Below are 18,015 nucleotides of genomic sequence, written 5' to 3' on the forward strand. Positions count from 1 at the left end.
TGTAAGCCGACTGACAAACCGTTCATCGAAAACCTAGGCCCGGCGGCCGCCCGGTCCGGCGAGCAGGGCGGCGGCGCCGAGGCCGAGGTAGATGAGGCCGGTGGCGTACCGCTGCCGGCGGCGGAACCCGGGGCGGGCCCGCAGCCAGCCGCCGAGGACCCCGGCGGCGACCGCGTAGACCAGGTCGGCGGTCAGCCCGATCAGCGCGGTGGCCAGGCCCATCACCACGATCTGCAGCGGGACGGCGCCGGCGCGCTGGTCGACGAACTGCGGCAGGAACGCCAGGAAGAACAGCACGACCTTCGGGTTCAGCACGTTCACCAGGACGCCGTCGAGGTAGACGCGGCGCAGCGGCCGAGGTTCGAGGAGCGGCGTGTCCTGTCCGCCGCGGGCGCGGAGCGTCCGCCAGGCGAGGAAGACCAGGTAGGCGGCGCCCGCGTAGCGCAGGAGCCCGAACGCGGTGGCGGACGCGGCGACGAGGGCGGACAGCCCGGCCGCGGCGGCGGCGATGTGCACCAGCGTCCCGGACTCGACGCCGAGCGCGGACGCGACGCCCGCGCGCCGCCCCTCCCCGATGCTGCGCGCGGTGATGTACAGGTGGTTGGGCCCGGGGATCGCCACGAGGACGAGCGCGGTGAGCAGGAAGAGCGGTGGGTTCGTCACCCGTCGAACGCTACGAGCCCGATGGTCCGCACCGAAGGGCCAATCAGGCACACGAAACATGGACCAATATGCCGTCACCCAAGTCGAGCCGACGCCGCGGCCAGGCGGCCGCCGGGGTCAGGCCGTCACAGCGGGCAGGCCGTCACAGCGGGCAGGCGGGCGCGGTGGTCAGGCGGGCGCGGTGGTCAGGCGGTCGGGGCGCTCGCCAGCGCCCCGGCCAGCACCAGCCGCCCGGAGGTGCGGACCATGTCCCGGATCTCCTCGGTGGGACGGCGCAGCGACGCCAGGCTGACCAGGGCGGCGAGCAGGATGTGGCCGAGCACGACCTCCACCTCGTCGCGCGCGGGCACCGGCTCGCCGATCGCCGCCGACAGCCGGTCGCGGACGAACAGGAACAGCACCGTGCGGGCGTCGTCCACGCTGGAGTCGTCCGAGGTCACGGCCTGGATGATGGCCGAGGTGAGGGTCCGCTCCTGGGCCGCCACCTCGACGATCCGCTCCAGCAGCGCGGTGAGCCGCTCGACCGGCGTCTCGCCGACCGCGAGCGCGTCGATGTCGCCGGTGATGCGGTGCGCCCAGGTCGCGGCGACCTCGGTGAGCAGGTGGTCCTTGGTGGCGAAGTAGCGGTAGACGGTCGCGCGGGCCACCCCGGCGCGGTCCGCCACGTCGTGCATGGTGACGGCCGGGTAGCCGCCCTCGCGCGCCAGGTCGCGCGCGGCGTCGATCAGCCGCTCGCGCCGGGCCTGCTGATCCTTGGTCAGCGTCCGCGTGACGGTGAACCGCACATCGCCGCTCAAAACGCCTCCTCGCTGTGACCGTCCCCCATTCTCCCGCACCTTCGGCCTTTTCGCTCCGCCGGGGGCGGGACCGGCGGACCGGTGCGGCCGGTCCCGGATGGTGCACCTACCGCTTGCTTGGCGGTGACGTTAGTTCAGACGGCAGTCTCACGCCAGGGATCCGCCGCGATCGCCATCCCGTCTCCCTCGGCTTCCCCTCCCGCACCGGCACCCGCACCCGTGCCCCGCACCGCCGCACCCGCGACCGCCTACCCCTGGACGCCGGAGCGGCAAGCCCCGCCCAATGGCCGAGTCCGGCCGCCTGCCCCTTCGGCCCGCCACCCCTGACCCGGCGCGCTCTGGTGCGGGTGCTCTGGTGCGGCCGGGCAGGCAGGTGACCGGGCAGGGAGGTGACCGGGCGGGGAGGTGACCGGGCGGGGAGGTGACCGGGCGGGGAGGTGGCCGGGCGGGCGGGCCTCAGGAGGCGGTGGTGGCGTTCGCGGTGAACTCCTCGACCAACTCCAGCAGCGCGCCGGGCGCCTCGATCTGCGGGAGGTGCCCGGCCTTCGGCAGGACATGGAAACGAGCGCCGGGAATGGCCGCGGCGTATTCCCTGCCGTATTCCGGTGTCATCATCCGATCGGCCTCTCCCCATACCACCAAGGTGGGGACGGTGATGTCGGCGAGCCGTTCCCGGAGGCTCGGGTCGGCCATTGCCGTGCCGCCGTAGACACGCAGTGCATCGCGATTCCCGGCCCCGATGCGCTTCTGCTCGCCGGTCATCGCGGAAAGGTCGATGCGGTGCGCGTCCGGATCGGCGTAGCTGAGGTCGGCGACCTCGTCCAGCGTCAGCGAGAAGAAGTCGGCCACGGGGTGCTCGGCGCTGTCCAGGCCGGCGGCGTCGAGGAGCACGAGGGCCGCCAGGCGCTCCCCCGCGACGAGGGCCAGCTCCGCCGCGACCCAGCCGCCGATGGAGCTGCCGATGACGGTCACGCGCCGGAGATCCAGCTCGTCGAGCAGGCGCCCGTACACCTCGGCGAGCGTGCGGATCGAGTCGAGGCCCTCGGGGCGCGGCGTGCCGCCGAAGCCCGGATGGACGGGGACGAGGGTGCGGCGGGACCGTTCGGCCAGCAGCCCGGCGAAACCGGCGACGGACTGGTCCCCGGCGCCGCCGTGCAGCAGCAGGACGGGGTCGCCTTCCCCGTTCCGTTTCACGGTCACCGGGACGTCACCGAATGGCATGGACACCGTGTGCGTGGTCATCTGGCTCCTAATCCGCGTATGCCGTGGCGGGCTCGGTGGCGTACCGCTTCATGACCTCGACGGTCGCCTCCGGCGTGAATTCCGTGCCCGACGCGATCATCTCCTTCAGGTCGCGGAAATACTGCACGTAGAGGTCGGGCGTGAAGGTGTTCAGCAGCACCAGCGGTTCGTCGCCGGGATTGGCGAACGTGTGCGGGGCGCCCGGCGGGATCATCGCCAGCGTGCCCGCGGGGACGTCGTGGACCGTGTCGCCGACCGTGAACCGCGCCGTGCCCGAGACGACGTAGAAGCCCTCGTCATGGCGGGCGTGGCGGTGCTGGGGCGGCCCCTCGGTGTGCGGCGCGACGGTGATCTCGCCGATGCCCAGCCGGTGGCCGGTGGTGCCGCCGTCCTCCAGGATCCGCATGGTGGTCGGCCCCAGCCGGACGGTCTCGCCTTCGTCCGGCCGGACGATCGCGACCCTGGTCATGGCATCGCCCCTTCGTGAGAGTGAACTATCACGAAGATAGGACGCTTTCACGGCTTCGTGCAAGTACACTCTCACGAAGAGAGTCGACTTTCGGGAGGGAACCGGACGATGGAGACCGCCACCGGGCGCGCGAACCAGAAGGCCCGCACGCGCAGGGCGATCGTCGACGCCTGCCGCGACCTCGCCCGGTCCGGCGCCGAGGTGACGATGCCGCAGGTGGCGAAGGCGGCCCTCGTCTCCGAGGCCACCGCCTACCGCTACTTCCCCGACCTGGTCTCGCTGCTCCAGGAGGCCCTGGAGGCCGTGTGGCCGGGCCCGGACGAGGTGCTCGCGCCCGTCGCCGCGTCCACCGACCCGGCCGAACGCGTCGCCTTCGCCACCGAGCGGCTGCTCCGCCACGTCCTCGCCCACCAGGGCGCGGTCCGGGCGATGATCTCCCACACGATCGCCGCGCCGGCCCGCGCGGGCGCCCGGCCCGGCCTGCGCTTCCCCCTGATCGAGCACGCGCTGGCCCCGTTCCAGGGGCCGTCCCCCGAGGCGATGACCCGGCTCAAGCGTTCCCTCGCCCTGGCCTGCGGCGCCGAGGCGCTGTTCGTCCTCACCGACCTGTACGGTCTCTCCCCCGACGACGCGATCGGCGTCGCCGTCGATACCGCGAGGACCCTGACCGAGGCCGCGTTCGCGCGCGGCCCCGTCAGCGGAGGCGGGAGTTGAGCCGGGCGGCCTGGCGCGTCAGGTGGGCGCGCTCGGCGAGGTTCGGCGCCTTCTCCGCCGCCTCGGCGTACAGCCGCGCCGCCGTCACCGGGTCGCCGTCGCGCTCGTGGAGGTAGGCCGCCACCGCGGCGTGGCGCGGCACCGAGGCGTCCACCTCCGCGAGCGCCGCGAGCCCGGCGCGCGGCCCGTCGGCCTCGCCGACGGCCACGGCGCGGTTGAGCCGCACGACCGGGCTGTCGGTGAGCCGCGCGAGCTCGTCGTACCACTCGACGATCTGCACCCAGTCGGTCTCCTCGGCGGTGGGCGCGTCGGCGTGCAGCGCCGCGATCGCGGCCCGGGCCTGGAACTCGCCGAGCCGGTCGCGGGCGAGCGCCGCCTGCAGGATCTCGACGCCCTCGGCGATCGCGGCGGTGTCCCACCGGCCGCGGTCCTGCTCGGCGAGCGGCACCAGGCCCCCGCCGGGCGCGGTCCGGGCGGCGCGGCGGGCGTGGTGCAGCAGCATCAGCGCGAGCAGCCCCGCCACCTCCGGATGGTCGATCACGGCCGCGAGCCGCCGGGTGAGCCGGATCGCCTCGGCGGCGAGGTCGACGTCCCCGGAGTAGCCCTCGTTGAAGACCAGGTACAGGACGCGCAGCACGGTGGCGACGTCGCCGGGCCGGTCGAACCGCACGCCGGACACGGTGCGCTTGGCGCGGCTGATGCGCTGCGCCATGGTCGCCTCGGGCACCAGGTAGGCCGCGGCGATCTGCCGGGTGGTGAGCCCGCCGACGGCGCGCAGCGTGAGCGCGACCGCGGACGCGGGCGTCAGCGACGGGTGGGCGCACAGGAAGTAGAGCCGCAGCGTGTCGTCCACCGCGGGCGCGGGACCGGGCGCCGGCTCCTCGTCCAGGAGCTCCTCGCGCCGGCGGCGGGCGGCGTCGGACCGGGCGGCGTCGAGGAACTTGCGCCAGGCGGCGGTGACCAGCCAGCCCTTCGGGTCCCGCGGCGGGTCCGCCGGCCAGACGCGGAGCGCCTCGACCAGCGCGTCCTGGACGGCGTCCTCGGCCGCCGCGAAGTCGGCTCCGCGGCGGACGAGGACGCCGAGCACGCCCGGGATGAGGCTCCGGAGCAGGACCTCGTCCACGCGGGCCGTCACTCCGTGATGGTCGGCGGCGTGCCGAGGAACGGGCGCACCTCGAGCCATTCGTGGATCGGCCTGCCGCCCGCGCCGGGAGCCGCCGACAGCTCCGCGGCCAGTTCGAGGGCGCGCTCGTAGCCGTCGACGTCGATCACGTACCAGCCGGCGATCAGGTCCTTGGTCTCGGCGAACGGGCCGTCGGTGACGGGCGGGCGCCCCTCGCCGTCGTAGCGGACGAACGTGCCCTCCGACGACAGCGCCTGGACGTCGACGAGCTCGCCCGTCTCCTCCAGCCGGGCCCCGAAGTCCTCCATGTACTTCACGTGCGCCGTGACCTCCTCGGGCGTCCACCGGTCCATCGGCACGTCGTTGACCGCGGCCGGGGCGCCCCGGTAGTGCTTGAGCAGCAGGTACTTGGCCATTGGTGTTCTCCTCGTCGCCGGCGCGACCCATTCTGGCCGCGTTCGCACCGGGGACGGAGCCGGACGCCGGTTCTCGACATCCCGGCTCGAATTTTTTTCCGGCGCGGCCCGGGGCCGCCGCCTCCGGGGTAGAACGGGACGGTGAGCGGTGAAGAGCGGGCGGCCGGGCCGATGCCCGTGCGGGTGAGCTGGGACCGCGACGACCGGCACCGGCGGCTCCGCGCGGTGGCGGTCGCGGGGCTGGTGGCGGGGGCGCTGATGGCCGTGTTCGGGCTGCCGCCGATCGCCGTCCACAGCCCGCTCCGGCTGGTCGGCATGGTGTGCCCGCTGTGCGGCGGGACGCGGGCGGTGCAGGCGCTGATGCGCGGGGACGTCGCCACCGCGTGGCATTACAACCCGCTCGCGTTCGCGGTGGTGCCGGGGGCGCTGCTGGTCCTGGTCAGGTGGGGTGCTGGACTGGCCACCGGCCGCTGGGTGAACGTGCGCGTGCTCCGTCCGGCCGCCGTCTGGGTCATGGCCGCGGCGGCCGTCGCCGTGCTGTGGGCGAACCAGGCGTCGCACGCGGCGATGCTCCGCCACGGCGACGGGAGCCTCCGGCACCAGGTGATGGGCATGGGCCTGGGGATGGTGGTCGTGGCGGCCGCCGCCGCGGTCCAGATGCTCGTCGTGCTGCCGCTCGTGCGCCGGGTCCGCCGGAGCGGGGCGGAGCGGCCCGGCGGGTGACGCCGCCGGCCGCCCGGCGCGCGGAGCCGGGGGCCGGGCGGGCGGGTCACGCTTCGCAGATGCGGACGAGCTCGTTGGCCGCCCAGCGGATGGACGGGTGGTCGTCGTCGAGCAGGTGCCGCAGGGACGGGACCGCCGCCTTGACCGCCTCCCGCTCGTCGCCGGGGCCGTCCGCGATGTCGGCGATGAGGAGCAGAAGGGTGTTGCGGGCCCGGTTGCCGGGCACCAGCATCCGCTCCACCAGGAACGGGACGGCGGGCGCGGCCGCGGCGTTCGGCCCGCGCCGGTCGACCAGGAGTTCGTAGAGGCGTTTGACCGCGGCCTGCGCCGCGTCCTCGTCGTCGGAGGCGAGCGTGCCGAGCAGGCCGGGCACCTCCACGGCCGGGCCGTGGTTGGACCAGAGGTCCTTCCAGGCGATCCGGTCGATCCGCGAACGGAAGTCCCGGTCCGGCCAGAGGCGGTCCAGGTCGAGGCGGAGCGCGGCCGACCCCCCGGTGGCGGTCACGTGCAGGACGCCCTCGGGCCGCAGGCCGAGGGCCTCGATGCCGGTGCCGATGCGCAGGTCCGCGACGGACCGGGTGGCCAGGTCCCAGATCCGGACGAGCCCGTCGGCCCAGGCGGCGGCGACGGCGGCGCCGGTCTCCAGGGTCGCGCCGGCCAGCGCGGTCACCGGCGCGTCGCGGTGCGCGAAGGCCCGGGAGAACACCCCGACGCCCGGCTTCCAGCGGCGCAGGACGCCGTTCGCGTCGCCGCTGACGACGGTGAGCTCATCGGCGTCGCGGACGCAGGTGACGGCGGTGACCGGCGCGCGGTGCAGCTTCTCGGCGCCGATCTCGGCGCCGGCGGCGTCCCACACGTGGACGTGGCCGGCGGAGGTGCCGGCGGCGGCCGCCGTCCGGTCGCGGTCGGTGCCGGCGGACGTGCGGTCCGGCAGGTCGCGGAGCGCGGCGACGTCGGGGAGGGCGGGGACGGCGGAGGCGGCCGGGGCGGCGGCGGCCGTCCAGCGCTCGTCGTCACCGGCGAACGACGCGGGACCGAGGTCCTCGGTCGGCGGCGGCACCTCGGCGGGCGCGGCGATGTCGTCGTCGGACCAGGTCAGCCCGAGCGTGTCCAGCACGTCGACGAGGGCTCGGCGGGTCCGGGCGTGGACGACGATCGCGAAGTCGGCGCCGGGCCCGCGGCCGTGCCGGATGATCGCGTCCGGCGCCCCGTACGACAGCGCGTCGGTGCCCATCTCCTGCCAGGGCAGCAGGCCCATGTCGCGGTAGTGCTCCCGCAGCCGCGCCACGATCCCGGGGTCGCCGTCGACGGTCTCGCGCGGCACCCGGATGCTCCAGCCGAAGTGCGAGGGCAGCCGTTCGAGCGCCAGTTGCAGGAAGAACTCGGAGACGGAGCGGCTCTGCGTCGTCCAGCCGCCGGCGGTGTTGACCACGACCTTCGGGTCGTCCTGGGCGGCCTCGGAGGCCAGGTATCCCCACTGGTTGACCCACTGGTACTCGGCCATGATGACGCGGACGGCGTCGCCCGGCGGGTCGTCGACGGAGTCGGGGGCGGACGGCGGCCACTGCGGGTGGGTCCAGTAGAGGCGCGGCCGCATGGCGAAGGAGTTGAACGGCGAGTCCCACCATTCCAGGAGCGCGGCGGGAACCGGTTCGTCCGGCTCGTATCCGGGGGCCTCGTCCTCCCGGCTCGCCAGCGGGTCGCCGCCGGGGTCCCGGTACCCCCATTCGCGCTGCACCTCGTCGAGCAGCGCCCAGCGCGGCCGGTCCGCGGCGAGCCGTTCCGCGAACCGCCCATAATCGATGATCTTGGTCATGCGCCGCCAGCATAGGGCCTTGCGCGGGCGCGGGCGCACCGCTCGTCCGGTCCCCTCCAGCGGAAGGGTCGGGGACCGGACGAGCCCCGGGCGGGCGGGTCGGTGCGCCGCCGCGGCGGCCGCGCGGGGCCACCGGGGAGGCGCGGCTCAGGCGACGTCGAGCTCCCGGCGCCGCTCGGCCCACTGCAGGGAGTGCCGGATGGCGTCCTCGATCGTGTACTCGGGCTTCCAGCGCAGCAGGTCCCACGCCTTGTCGGGCCGGACGAACGCGCCGACGACGTCGCCGGGCCGCGCCGGGGCCTCCTCCGCGACGAACGCGTCCCCGACGACCTCGCGGAACGCCTCGACCAGCTCCCGGACGGTGGTGCCGTCGCCGGTGCCGAGGTTGACCACCTCGTAGCCGGAGCCCTCCCCGGCCGGCCGCAGCGGCGGGACGATCGAGTCGAACCGGTCCGCCGCCTCGCAGAACGCGCGGGCGATGTCCCAGACGTGGATGTAGTCGCGGATCGCGGTGCCGTCGCGGGTGTCCCAGTCCACCCCGGTGATCTTGAACGGGACGCCCAGCTCGTACGACTCGATCATCTTGCCGAGCGCGTGCGTCGGCTTGCTGTTCTGCAGGCCGGTGCGCAGCTGCGGGTCGGCGCCGATCGGGTTGAGGTAGCGCAACGAGACGACCCGCAGCGACGTGGCGCGGCAGACGTCCTCCAGCATCAGCTCGGCCATCATCTTCGAGCGGGTGTAGGGGTTCTGCGGCTCCAGCGCCGAGGTCTCCGTCACCGACAGGTCGGCCTCCGGCCGGTACATGCCCGCGGTCGACGCGAAGATCATCCGGTCGCAGCCGTTGCGGACGAGGTGCTCGGCGAAGTCGCGGGTGCGGCCCAGGTTGACGCGGTAGTAGCGGAGCGGGTCCGCCATCGAGTCGGGCACCACGATCAGCGCCGCGCAGTGCACGGCGACGGTGATGTCCGGATGCTCCCGGAAGATCGTGTCGACCAGCTCCCCGTCGCCGATGTCGCCCTGGTAGAAGATCTTCCCGTCGGTGAACTCCTGCCGGCCGGTGATGAGGCTGTCGAGCACCACCGGCGTGACCCCGCGTTCGGCGAACGCGGACGCGATCGTGCTGCCGATGAACCCGGCTCCCCCTGTGATCAGGACTTTCATAGTGGCATCCCCTGAGCCAGTGCGTCCCTGCTCGGTCACGCACAGGATCAGCAGGCGGCCCCGGATGGTCAACGGCGCGCCCTCCAGGTTGACCGGCACCGGACGGCGGTGAACCGGCACCCGGTACGGGGCGTCCGCGCACGGTTCCTCCCGCGCGCACCCGCCACCTGCGAAGATCCCCGGGCGGGCGCGCGAGCCGGGTTCCGTGCCCGGTGCCCGGGGCGCCGCGGCATGTCCGAAACGACTACAGCGTTTGCAGGATCCGCATCGCCGCCGCACCGGTCATCGTCGGTGGATGCAACCGATCCGGGTCCTGATCGTGGACGACCACGCGCTGTTCGCCGAGGCGCTCGCCGCCCGGCTGGGCCGCGAACCCGATCTGGTGATCCTGCCGATCGCCGCGGACGTCCGGCGCGCGCTGGCGCTCGCCGGCACCGAGCGGCCGCAGGTGATCGTGCTGGACATGACGCTGGGCGCCGAGAGCGGCCTGGACGTCCTGGACCGCGTCCGCGAGGACCACCCCGACGTGCGGGTGGTGGTGCTGACGGCGATGAGCGACCTGGACACGCTGGTGCAGGCGGTGCGGCGCGGCGCGGTCGGCTGGCTGTCGAAGACCGAGGGCGCCGACCTGGTCGCGCGGGTGATCCGGTCGGCGGCGCGGCAGGGCGGCTGGATCCCGCCGGAGGTGCTGGGCGAGGTGCTGCGCCGGCTCGTCGCGGGCGACGCGCGGGACGGCGGCGGCGCCCGGCTGCTGGCCGAGCTGACGCCGCGCGAGCGCGAGGTGCTGCAGTGCATGGTCGACGGCCTCGGCCGCGCGGAGATCGCCGAGCGGCTGGGGCTGTCGGCCAACACCGTCCGCACCCACACGCAGAACCTGCTGGCGAAGCTCGACCTGCACTCGGCGCTGGAGGCGATCACGCTCGCGATGCGCGCCGGGATGCGCCCGGGCTCCGGCGAGGGCTGAACCCCCGCCGGGCCGCGCCGCCGCCGAGCCGCGCCGGGCCGAGCCGCGCCGAGCGGGGCCTGATGCAAACGGCGTAGTGGGGGGTCGTCGTTTGGGCGATTCGGGCGGCATCGGGCCTTCCTACGCTCGGCCCTACGAAGCCGCACGCCGGAGGGGAGACCCGTGGAGATCGATGAGGTCGCGGCGCGCGTCGCCCGCAGCTACTGGGCGCTCCTGCTGGTCATGACGGTCGCCCCGCTGGTGCTGGTGGGCGGCGTGATGAGCCGGCAGGACCCGCCCGCGGTCGCGAAGACGCGCCTGCAGGCCACCGCGAAGGCGGCGGACGCGGCGGCCGGGGACGCGGGCGTCAGCACCGAGGTCAGCCAGGTGAAGGCGTTCGCGACCAGCGACAACCTGCTCGCCGGGGTGCTGGGGCAGCTGCACCTGCACCGGTCCACCACCAAGCTCGCCAAGGACATCGGGGTCGCCGGGCTCGGCACCTCCACGGTCGTCGAGCTGTCGGTGAAGGACAAGGACCCGCAGGCCGCGCGGAAGCTGACCGACGCGATCGGCGCCGCCGTGGTGAAGGAGATCAACGACTCCAACCAGGGCGCGATCAACCGGCAGCTCGGCGACATCGACAAGCGGGTCCGGGACCTGGAGAAGAAGCTCGGGCCGCTGTCGCGGCGGGCCGGCGCGCAGCCCAACCCCGACATCGGCGCCGCGAACGAGCGGGAGCGGGTGCAGGCGGAGCTGACGGACCTGCGGTCGAACCGGTCGGACCTGCAGGCGCAGCTGCTGGCGGCGGGCAACGCCTCGGTGGTGCAGCCGGCGGTGCTGGCGCCGAAGAGCGACCCGGCGGTCATGATGGCGGTCGTCGCGGGCCTGGTCGGGCTGATCGCCGGGATCCTGATCGCGGTGCTGAACGAGATGGCCCGCCCCACGATCCCCGGGCAGCGGCGGGTCGCGCGGCGGCTCGGCGTCCCGCTGCTCGGCTGGGCCGACAAGGGCCCGGCGGAGCTCGCCGACCTCGGCCGGCGGGTCCGGCTCGCCGCCCGCAAGGAGGAGGTCGGGCAGGTCACCCTGGTCGGCGCGCCCGGCCCGCTGCCCGCCGACCTGGTGTCGTCGGTGGCGTCGGCGGTGTACGGGGACCGGACGAAGGTGGTCGGCGCCCGTCCCGTCCGGCAGCGTCCGGGCGAGGGCGACGGCGGCGGCACCGTGACCGGCGCCGCCGCGAAGCCGAAGGGCGGCCGGCCGGGGAAGGACGACGGGTCCGGCGACGAGCCGGGCGACGGCCCGTCGCTGAACAGCTCCGGGCCCGGCACGGGCAAGAGCACGTCGGTGGTCCGCGCCGGGGGCGGCACCGCCGTGATGACGAAGAAGTCCGGCGAGGCGGTCTCCCCGTCGGAGATCACCCAGCCCGTTCCGGTGCCGGCGCGCGCGGTCTGCCACGTGCACGCGTTCGAGGACATCGATCCGGGCTCGGACGACGAGGTCGGGGTGGTCGTGGTGGTCGGTCCGGTGACGCGGGTGTCGGGGCTGGAGACGGTCCGGGACCTGGTCGCCGCGTCCGGCTGGCCGCTCCTCGGCGTCATCGCCACGTCCCGCAAGATCAAGGGGTAGCAATGAGTTCAGCCGGTCAGTCCACCGTTCCGTTCACGATCCCGTCGGTGTCCGGCGAGGTGTCGGACGCCGTGGTGAAGGTGCTCGACTCGGGGTGGATCACCACGGGCCCGCAGACCGCCGCGTTCGAGCAGGAGTTCGCCGACTATCTGGGCGCCGCGCACGTCGTCGCGGTCGCCTCGTGCACGACCGCGCTGGAGCTGTGCCTGCGCGCGCTTGAGCTGCCGCCGGGGTCGGCGGTGCTGACGCCGAGCCTGACGTTCTGCGGCGCGATCAACGCGATCCTGCACGCGGGGCACCGGCCGGTGCTGGTCGACATCGACGAGGACACGCTGGTGCCGAGCGCCGAGACGGTCGCGGCCGCGGCGGCGCGGGTGACCCCGGCGGCGATGATCGTGCAGAACCAGGGCGGCTACCCGGTGGACGTGGCGGCGCTGACGGCGGCGGCCGGGCTGGACCGGACGCGGGTCATCGAGGACGCGGCGCACGGCCCCGGCGCGGCGCGCGGCGGGAAGCCCGTCGGGTCGGAGTCGTTCGCGGCGTGCTTCTCCTTCTACGCCACCAAGAACATGCCGATCGGCGAGGGCGGCGCCATCGCGACGAGCGACGAGGGGCTGCAGGAGAAGGTCCGCGCGATGCGGCTGCACGGGATGAGCAAGGACTCGTGGAAGCGGTACCTGCCGGGCGGCAGCTGGCGGTACGACGTGAAGCAGATCGGCCTCAAGGCGAACATGACGGACGTGCAGGCGTCGATCGGGCGGGCGCAGCTCGCCGCGCTGCCGGAATGGCAGCGGCGCCGGGCGGAGATCGTCGCCGCCTACGACGCGGCGTTCCGCGGCCTGCCCGGCCTGGCGCTGCCGCAGCGGAACCTCGACGGGATCCAGCACGCGTGGCATCTCTACCAGGTGCGGGTCCAGGACCGGGACGCGATCAGCGCGGAGCTGGAGGCGGCGGGCGTGTCGACGTCCGTCCACTTCATCCCCGCGAACCAGATGACGTCGTACCGGGACATCCTCGGCGCCGACGAGTGCGCGCGGGTGCCGGTGACGGACCGGGTCGGCGAGGAGCTGCTGTCGCTGCCGCTGTATCCGGGCCTCACGTCCGACGGACAGGACCGCGTCATCGCCGCACTCACCGAGGCGCTGCGGGCCCGGAGCTGACCGTGCGTTGGTTCCCGCCGCGCCTGGCCCGCAGGGACGTCCCGCCCCAGCCCGTCCCCCCGGTCAGCCCGCTCGCGCTGCTGATGGGGCGGGACGAGGTGGCGCTGGCCGGGCTGCGCGGCCGGCGCCTCGTCCGGGGCCGGCGCGTGCTGGTCACCGGCGCCTGCGGGACGGTCGGGTCGGCGCTGTGCCGGCAGGTCCGGCGGCTGGAGCCGGAGGCGCTGTGCCTGGTCGACAAGGACGCGGCCGGGCTCGCCCGGCTCGGCCGGGAGCTGGCCGCCGAGGCCGGCGGGGACGCCGGCGGGGTCCGGGTCACGCTCGCCGAGGCGGACGTGCGCGACGGCGCCCGCGTCGACCGGGTCGTCCGGGACGCCCGTCCCGACCTGCTGTTCCACACCGCCGGCCAGAACGAGCTGGCGAAGGTGGAGCAGGACCCGTGCCGGGGCGTCGCCGACAACGTCGTCGGCACCCGGCACGCGGTCGACAGCGCGGTCCGGCACGACGTCCAGCGGATGGTGTTCGTCTCCTCCGACAAGGCCGCCGAGCCGACCTCGGTGTTCGGCGCGACGATGCGGCTCGGGGAGCTGCTGCTGCAGACCGCGACGGGCGGCCCGACGTGCTTCGCGGCGGTCCGCGTCGGCAACGTCATCGGCGAGGCGGGGGCGCTGCTCAGCGTGCTCGCGCACCGCATCTCCTCCGGCGAGGTCGTGACGATCACGCATCCGGAGGTCGCGCGGCACTTCATGACGGTGGCCGAGGCGGCGGGGCTGCTGATCGAGGCGGCGGCGCTGGCGGAGGAGGCGGAGACGTTCGTGCTGGACATGGGCCGTCCCGTCCCGGTCGTCGAGCTGGTCCACCGGTACGCCGAGCAGCTGCGGCTGCCGGAGGTGACGATCCGGTTCAGCGGGCTCGGCCCCGGCGAGAAGCTCGCGGAGAAGGCGTTCGCCGACTCCGAGCGGCGGATCCGCACCGCGCATCCGAAGATCTGGGCGACCCGTCCGGCGCCGCCGCCCGCCGGGCTGCCGCAGCTGCTGGACGAGCTCGCGGCGGCGGCCGGCGCCGGCGACGACGGCCGGGTCCGGCTGCTGCTGCGCCGGCTGCTCCCGGAGTACCACCCGGTGCGGCGCCCGCTGCCGGCCGGCGACCCGCCGCCGCCCGGACCTTCTTGTCTCTGTGACGCGGGGTGCAGCCCCGATCCTCCCGGCCTGTGAGGTGCGCGTTGAGTACGACCAGGAAGCTCCGAGTCGCCACGGTGATCACCCGGTTCAACGGCGGCGCCGGCCAGGTGGCGCTGAACGGCGCGCTGGCGCTGCCGGCCGGGGAGTACGAGCGCGCGATCGTCACCGGCGGCGTCGGCATGGACAGCGTCGCCTCGAACGGGGAGGCGCGCGCGACGAGGGACACCGTCCTGTACGGGGACGAGGCGGTCGAGAACGCGGCGGCGGGCGACCTGACCCCCGCCGCGCACGCCGCCGGGATGGAGATCGTCCAGGTGGGGCCGCTGGTCCCGCAGATCTCGCCGCGCGACGACCTCGCCGCGCTGAAGACGCTGACGCGGGTGCTCGCCGAGGGGCGCTACGACGTCGTCCACACCCACAGCGCGAAGGGCGGCGTGATCGGCCGGGTCGCGGCGGCCCGCGCGGGCGTCCCTCGAATAGTCCACACCTGGCACGGGTTCCCATTCAACGAGTTCCAGTCGTGGGCGCGGCGCCGCGTCTACATCCGGCTCGAGCGGATCGCCGCGAAGCGCACCGACGCGTTCCTCGCGATCGGGTCGGAGACGGTGACGACGGCGCTGCGGCTCGGCCTCGCCACGCCGGAGCGGATCCGGCTGTCGTGGCCCGCGGTGGACGTCGACGCCTACGCGACCGCGGCGGGGTCCCGGGCGCAGGCGCGCCGCCGCCTCGACCTGCCGCTCGGGGTGAAGGTCGTCGGCGCGATCGGCCGGCTGACGTTCCAGAAGGGCCCGGAGATCTTCGCGAAGGCCCTCGCGCGGCTGCCCGACGACGTGTTCGGGCTGTGGGTCGGCGGCGGCCCGATGGCGGACGAGCTGGACGCGCTGACCGCGAAGCTCGGCATCGGGGAGCGGATGCGGTGGCTCGGGCACCGCGACGACGTCGCCGAGGTGCTGCCGGCGTTCGACCTGATGGCGATGCCGTCCCGGTGGGAGGGCCTGCCGTGCGTGCTGGTCGAGGCGATCGGCGCGGGGATCCCGCTGGTCGCGACGGCCGTCCCGTCCAACCAGGACCTGGTGCTGGCCGGGGAGACCGGGATGCTCGTCCCGCCGGAGGACCCCGAGCGGCTCGCCGGCGCGATCGGCGCGCTGCTGGACGACCCGGCCGCCGCCGCGCGGATGGCCGAGCGGGCCCGCGCCCGGATCGGCGACTGGTTCTCCCCCGCGCACCTCGGGACCGTCCTGGACGAGACCTACCGAGGAGGCTCCAAGCGCCCATGACCGTCCTGACCAAAGCGCCCCCCGACGCGCCGCCGGGCACCCCGCCGGACGCCGGAGCCTCCGCCGGGCCGGAGCTCCCGGCGCTCCGGCGGCGGTGGCCGCTGACGTCGGTCGCCCTGGTGCTCGGCATCGCGTCGCTGCCGATGCTGATGCCGGCGGGCCTGCCGCCGGGCCCCGGCAACACCGGGCTGCCGGACCTCGCGCTCATCGGTCTGGTCGCGGTGACGCTGCTGTGGGCGAGCGGCCGGGGGCTGCCGGTGCGCTGGCCGTTCCTCGTCCCCACCCTGATGACGATCATCGCCGGCGGGATCGCCGCGGTCGTCAACCAGGCCGGCACGCTCACCCTGGTCAAGGACCTGTTCGTGCTGATGTGGGCGGTGTGCATCGCCAACCTCGGCCGCGACCCGAAGGTACTGCGGCTCGCGCTGCGCGCGTTCGTGGCGATCGGCACGCTCTACGCGGTCATCGAGATCCTGGGGATGGTCCTCGGGATCGAGGCGATGTCCGGCAAGCAGCTCGACGGCGAGCGCGCGATGTTCACCTTCGGCGACGCGAACTACGCCTCCAACTGGTTCATCTGCGTCTTCTTCATCACCCGCGCGACCCGGTACCCGCGCAAGACCTGGCACCGCTGGGCGGTCTGCGCGATCCTGCTGACCGCCGAGGGGCTGACCGGCTCCAACGGCGGGCTCCTCGCGCTGTGCGTCGCGCTGCTGCTCGGCTACCTGTTCGGGCTCATCCGCGCGGGCAGGGCGCACCACGCGATCGCGGTCGGCTCGCTGGCGTTCTTCGTCGCGGGCGCGGGCGTCGCCGTCGTCACCACCGTCGACATCCAGCCCTACCTGGACCGGGCGAGCCAGATGTCGCCGGTGCTGCGCGACTCCATCGGGCGCACCACCGGGGAGAGCACCGAGTCCCGCAGCTCGGTGAACGCCGCGACCGTCCAGATGCTGGAGGAGCAGACGCACCCGTGGGGCATCGGCCCCAACCAGACCCGCCCGCAGATGCTCGCGCGGCAGTACGGGTACGTCCGCGAGGCGCACAACGACTACATCGCGGCCGTGCTGGAACGCGGGTTCCTCGGCGGGATCGCGCTCGTCACGCTGCTGTTCGTGCTGATCATGCGGTGCGTGCGGATCGCCCGGCGGGGCGCCCTCACCGCCGAGTACGCGGCGCTCGTCCCGCGCCCGGAGATGTTCGGCGCGCTCCTCGCCGTGTTCCTGGTCTCCGCGCTCTTCTACCAGACCCTGCACTACCGGCACGGCTGGGCCTTCTTCGGCCTGGTCGCCGCCCTCGACCTCTTCGGACGGCACGCCGCCCCGGGAGGGCGGCCCGCCGGAACCCCCGACGACCCGGACGGCCCCGCCGCGGAGGGAGCCCGATGACCGACATCCAGCAGCCGACGGCGGCCCTGACCGCCGACGCCGAGGCCGGTCGGCTCCGGCGGCGGCTCCTCGCGCTCGTCGCGGGGAACATGGCGGGACGGATCGGCGCGCTCGGCTCGCTCGGCATCGCCACAATCCTCGTCGCGCGGATCGGCGGGCCGAAGCTCGTCGGCGCGTTCACGCTCGTGCGGATCCTGCCGGGGCTGCTGTGCCAGCTGTCGAGCGCCGGGCTGCCCGGCGCCGCGCCCTACTTCCTGGCCCGCGACTCCTACGACCAGAGCCGGGTGCGGCCCACGCTGGCGTGGCTGACCGTCATCGGCGCGGTGCTCGGCGGGGTCGGCTGGCTCGCCCTCAGCCCCCTCGCCTACCTGGTGTTCTTCAAGTCGTTCGGGATCTGGATCACGCTCGCCGCGGCGGCCCCGTCGTTCACGCAGGGGTTCGTGTCGGTCGGCAAGGGCCTGCTGCAGGGCACCGACGACCAGCCCGGCGCGAGCCTCGCCATCGCCGTCGAGGAGTTCGTGTTCGTGCCGATCTACCTGGTGCTGCTCACCGGCTGGTACGGGCCGGGCGCGCTGATCGCCGGGCTGGTCCTCGCCGACGTCGCGGCCGCCGCGTGGATCGCGCGGCGGCTCGCGACCCGCGGGTTCTTCCGCGGCTGGGGGCGCGCCGACCCGCGCCTCGGCCGGACGATCGCCGGGTACGGGGTGCGCGGCTACGTCGGGCAGCTCATCGACCTGCTCCAGCTGCGGTTCGACATGGCGCTGCTCGGCGCGCTCGCCGGCCCGAAGGTGCTCGGCGTCTACACGGTCGCGAGCAAGTTCGCCGAGCTGGTGCAGCTGCCCGGCCTCGCCGTGAACTACGTGCTGTACCCCGACTTCGCCAAGGAGGACCGGGCGAAGGCGACCCGGCGCACCTCGCGCCTCATCCTGCCCGCGCTCGGGGTGTCCGTGCTCGCGGCGGTCCCGCTCGCGCTCATCGCCGGGACGGCGCTGCCGTGGATCTTCGGGGACGTGTTCGACGACGCGGTCGTGCCCACCTACATCCGGCTCGCCGGCGTCGTCACGTTCGGCGTCACCGGGCTGATCATGGCCTACCTGTACGGCGTCGGGCGGCCCGGCGCCGCGTCCACCGGGCAGGGCATCGGCCTGCTGGTCGTCGTCGTGCTCGGCGCGATCCTCATCCCCCGGCACGGCGCGGTCGGCGCGGCGATCGCCACGTCCGTCTCGTTCGTCGCCACCACCGCCGCGCTGCTCGCCTGGTTCCAGCACGTCCGCAGGACCGCCGGGGCCGCGGCCGACGACCCTGCTCCGCACAGCAAGGGGTGA

The 18,015-nt window shown here is 74.5% G+C and carries 17 protein-coding genes; 9 read left to right on the top strand and 8 right to left on the bottom strand.

All coding sequences use genetic code 11. The features are described from left to right. Positions 1 to 33: 33 nt before the first annotated feature. The 4 genes from amrb99_RS36165 to amrb99_RS36180 form a co-directional block, all read right to left on the bottom strand. The gene (locus amrb99_RS36165; protein WP_347257000.1) at positions 34 to 663 is read right to left on the bottom strand and encodes a LysE family translocator; all 630 of its coding nucleotides are present in this window, start codon (positions 661 to 663) and stop codon (positions 34 to 36) included. 185 nt (positions 664 to 848) lie between these two features. Continuing rightward, on the bottom strand, positions 849 to 1,460 hold the full coding sequence (locus tag amrb99_RS36170; RefSeq protein WP_190864841.1) for a TetR/AcrR family transcriptional regulator: 612 nt from the start codon (positions 1,458 to 1,460) through the stop codon (positions 849 to 851). Positions 1,461 to 1,916: 456 nt separating this feature from the next. Further along, on the bottom strand, positions 1,917 to 2,702 hold the full coding sequence (locus amrb99_RS36175; RefSeq protein ID WP_206700245.1) for an alpha/beta hydrolase: 786 nt from the start codon (positions 2,700 to 2,702) through the stop codon (positions 1,917 to 1,919). 7 nt (positions 2,703 to 2,709) lie between these two features. Continuing rightward, a complete protein-coding gene (locus tag amrb99_RS36180) occupies positions 2,710 to 3,171 on the bottom strand; it encodes a cupin domain-containing protein (RefSeq protein ID WP_190864842.1) in 462 nt (153 codons plus the stop codon). A 108-nt stretch (positions 3,172 to 3,279) separates the two neighbouring features. On the opposite strand from amrb99_RS36180, the gene amrb99_RS36185 reads away from it, so the two are divergent. After that, a complete protein-coding gene (locus amrb99_RS36185; protein ID WP_190864843.1) occupies positions 3,280 to 3,885 on the top strand; it encodes a TetR/AcrR family transcriptional regulator in 606 nt (201 codons plus the stop codon). Here the strand turns inward: amrb99_RS36185 and amrb99_RS36190 are convergent. Next, positions 3,866 to 5,008, bottom strand: coding sequence for a DUF6596 domain-containing protein (locus amrb99_RS36190; protein ID WP_190864911.1), 1,143 nt, complete (start codon positions 5,006 to 5,008; stop codon positions 3,866 to 3,868). The two genes, amrb99_RS36185 and amrb99_RS36190, sit on opposite strands and share 20 nt — an antisense overlap. Positions 5,009 to 5,016: 8 nt before the next feature. Beyond that, positions 5,017 to 5,424: a YciI family protein gene (locus tag amrb99_RS36195; protein WP_190864845.1), complete on the bottom strand. Its 408-nt coding sequence runs from the start codon at positions 5,422 to 5,424 to the stop codon at positions 5,017 to 5,019. Positions 5,425 to 5,565: 141 nt separating this feature from the next. Between amrb99_RS36195 and amrb99_RS51750 the strand changes: the two genes are divergently transcribed. Then, the gene (locus amrb99_RS51750; RefSeq protein ID WP_206700246.1) at positions 5,566 to 6,147 is read left to right on the top strand and encodes a DUF2752 domain-containing protein; all 582 of its coding nucleotides are present in this window, start codon (positions 5,566 to 5,568) and stop codon (positions 6,145 to 6,147) included. Positions 6,148 to 6,193: 46 nt separating this feature from the next. On the opposite strand, the gene amrb99_RS36205 is transcribed toward amrb99_RS51750, so the two are convergent. Together amrb99_RS36205 and galE are read right to left on the bottom strand one after the other, a co-directional pair. Continuing rightward, positions 6,194 to 7,963: a hypothetical protein gene (locus amrb99_RS36205; RefSeq protein ID WP_190864847.1), complete on the bottom strand. Its 1,770-nt coding sequence runs from the start codon at positions 7,961 to 7,963 to the stop codon at positions 6,194 to 6,196. 147 nt (positions 7,964 to 8,110) lie between these two features. Beyond that, positions 8,111 to 9,124 (bottom strand): UDP-glucose 4-epimerase GalE, encoded by a 1,014-nt coding sequence (gene galE, locus amrb99_RS36210; protein WP_190864849.1) that lies wholly within the window; start codon positions 9,122 to 9,124, stop codon positions 8,111 to 8,113. 295 nt (positions 9,125 to 9,419) lie between these two features. Here galE and amrb99_RS36215 point away from each other — a divergent pair, with 295 nt between their 5' ends. The 7 genes from amrb99_RS36215 to amrb99_RS36245 all read left to right on the top strand — a co-directional run bounded on the left by amrb99_RS36215 (position 9,420) and on the right by amrb99_RS36245 (position 18,015). Then, positions 9,420 to 10,088: a response regulator transcription factor gene (locus amrb99_RS36215; RefSeq protein ID WP_190864851.1), complete on the top strand. Its 669-nt coding sequence runs from the start codon at positions 9,420 to 9,422 to the stop codon at positions 10,086 to 10,088. 162 nt (positions 10,089 to 10,250) lie between these two features. Beyond that, positions 10,251 to 11,690, top strand: a complete 1,440-nt coding sequence (locus tag amrb99_RS36220; protein WP_190864854.1) for a hypothetical protein — start codon at positions 10,251 to 10,253, stop codon at positions 11,688 to 11,690. A gap of 2 nt (positions 11,691 to 11,692) precedes the next feature. Then, entirely contained in the window at positions 11,693 to 12,850 is a 1,158-nt protein-coding gene (locus amrb99_RS36225; protein WP_190864856.1) for a DegT/DnrJ/EryC1/StrS aminotransferase family protein, read from the top strand. A 2-nt stretch (positions 12,851 to 12,852) separates the two neighbouring features. After that, on the top strand, positions 12,853 to 14,061 hold the full coding sequence (locus amrb99_RS36230; protein ID WP_190864858.1) for an SDR family NAD(P)-dependent oxidoreductase: 1,209 nt from the start codon (positions 12,853 to 12,855) through the stop codon (positions 14,059 to 14,061). An 8-nt stretch (positions 14,062 to 14,069) separates the two neighbouring features. Further along, positions 14,070 to 15,305 carry a glycosyltransferase gene (locus amrb99_RS36235; protein ID WP_190864860.1) on the top strand — a complete coding sequence of 412 codons (1,236 nt, stop codon included), beginning with the start codon at positions 14,070 to 14,072 and terminating at the stop codon, positions 15,303 to 15,305. Then, a complete protein-coding gene (locus tag amrb99_RS36240) occupies positions 15,302 to 16,690 on the top strand; it encodes an O-antigen ligase family protein (RefSeq protein WP_190864863.1) in 1,389 nt (462 codons plus the stop codon). Before amrb99_RS36235 ends, amrb99_RS36240 begins: the two co-directional genes overlap by 4 nt. After that, positions 16,687 to 18,015 carry an oligosaccharide flippase family protein gene (locus amrb99_RS36245; RefSeq protein WP_190864864.1) on the top strand — a complete coding sequence of 443 codons (1,329 nt, stop codon included), beginning with the start codon at positions 16,687 to 16,689 and terminating at the stop codon, positions 18,013 to 18,015. The genes amrb99_RS36240 and amrb99_RS36245 overlap by 4 nt, the downstream gene beginning before the upstream one ends.

It is taken from the genome of Actinomadura sp. RB99 (assembly GCF_014706005.1).
In the GTDB taxonomy this organism is placed as follows: domain Bacteria; phylum Actinomycetota; class Actinomycetes; order Streptosporangiales; family Streptosporangiaceae; genus Spirillospora.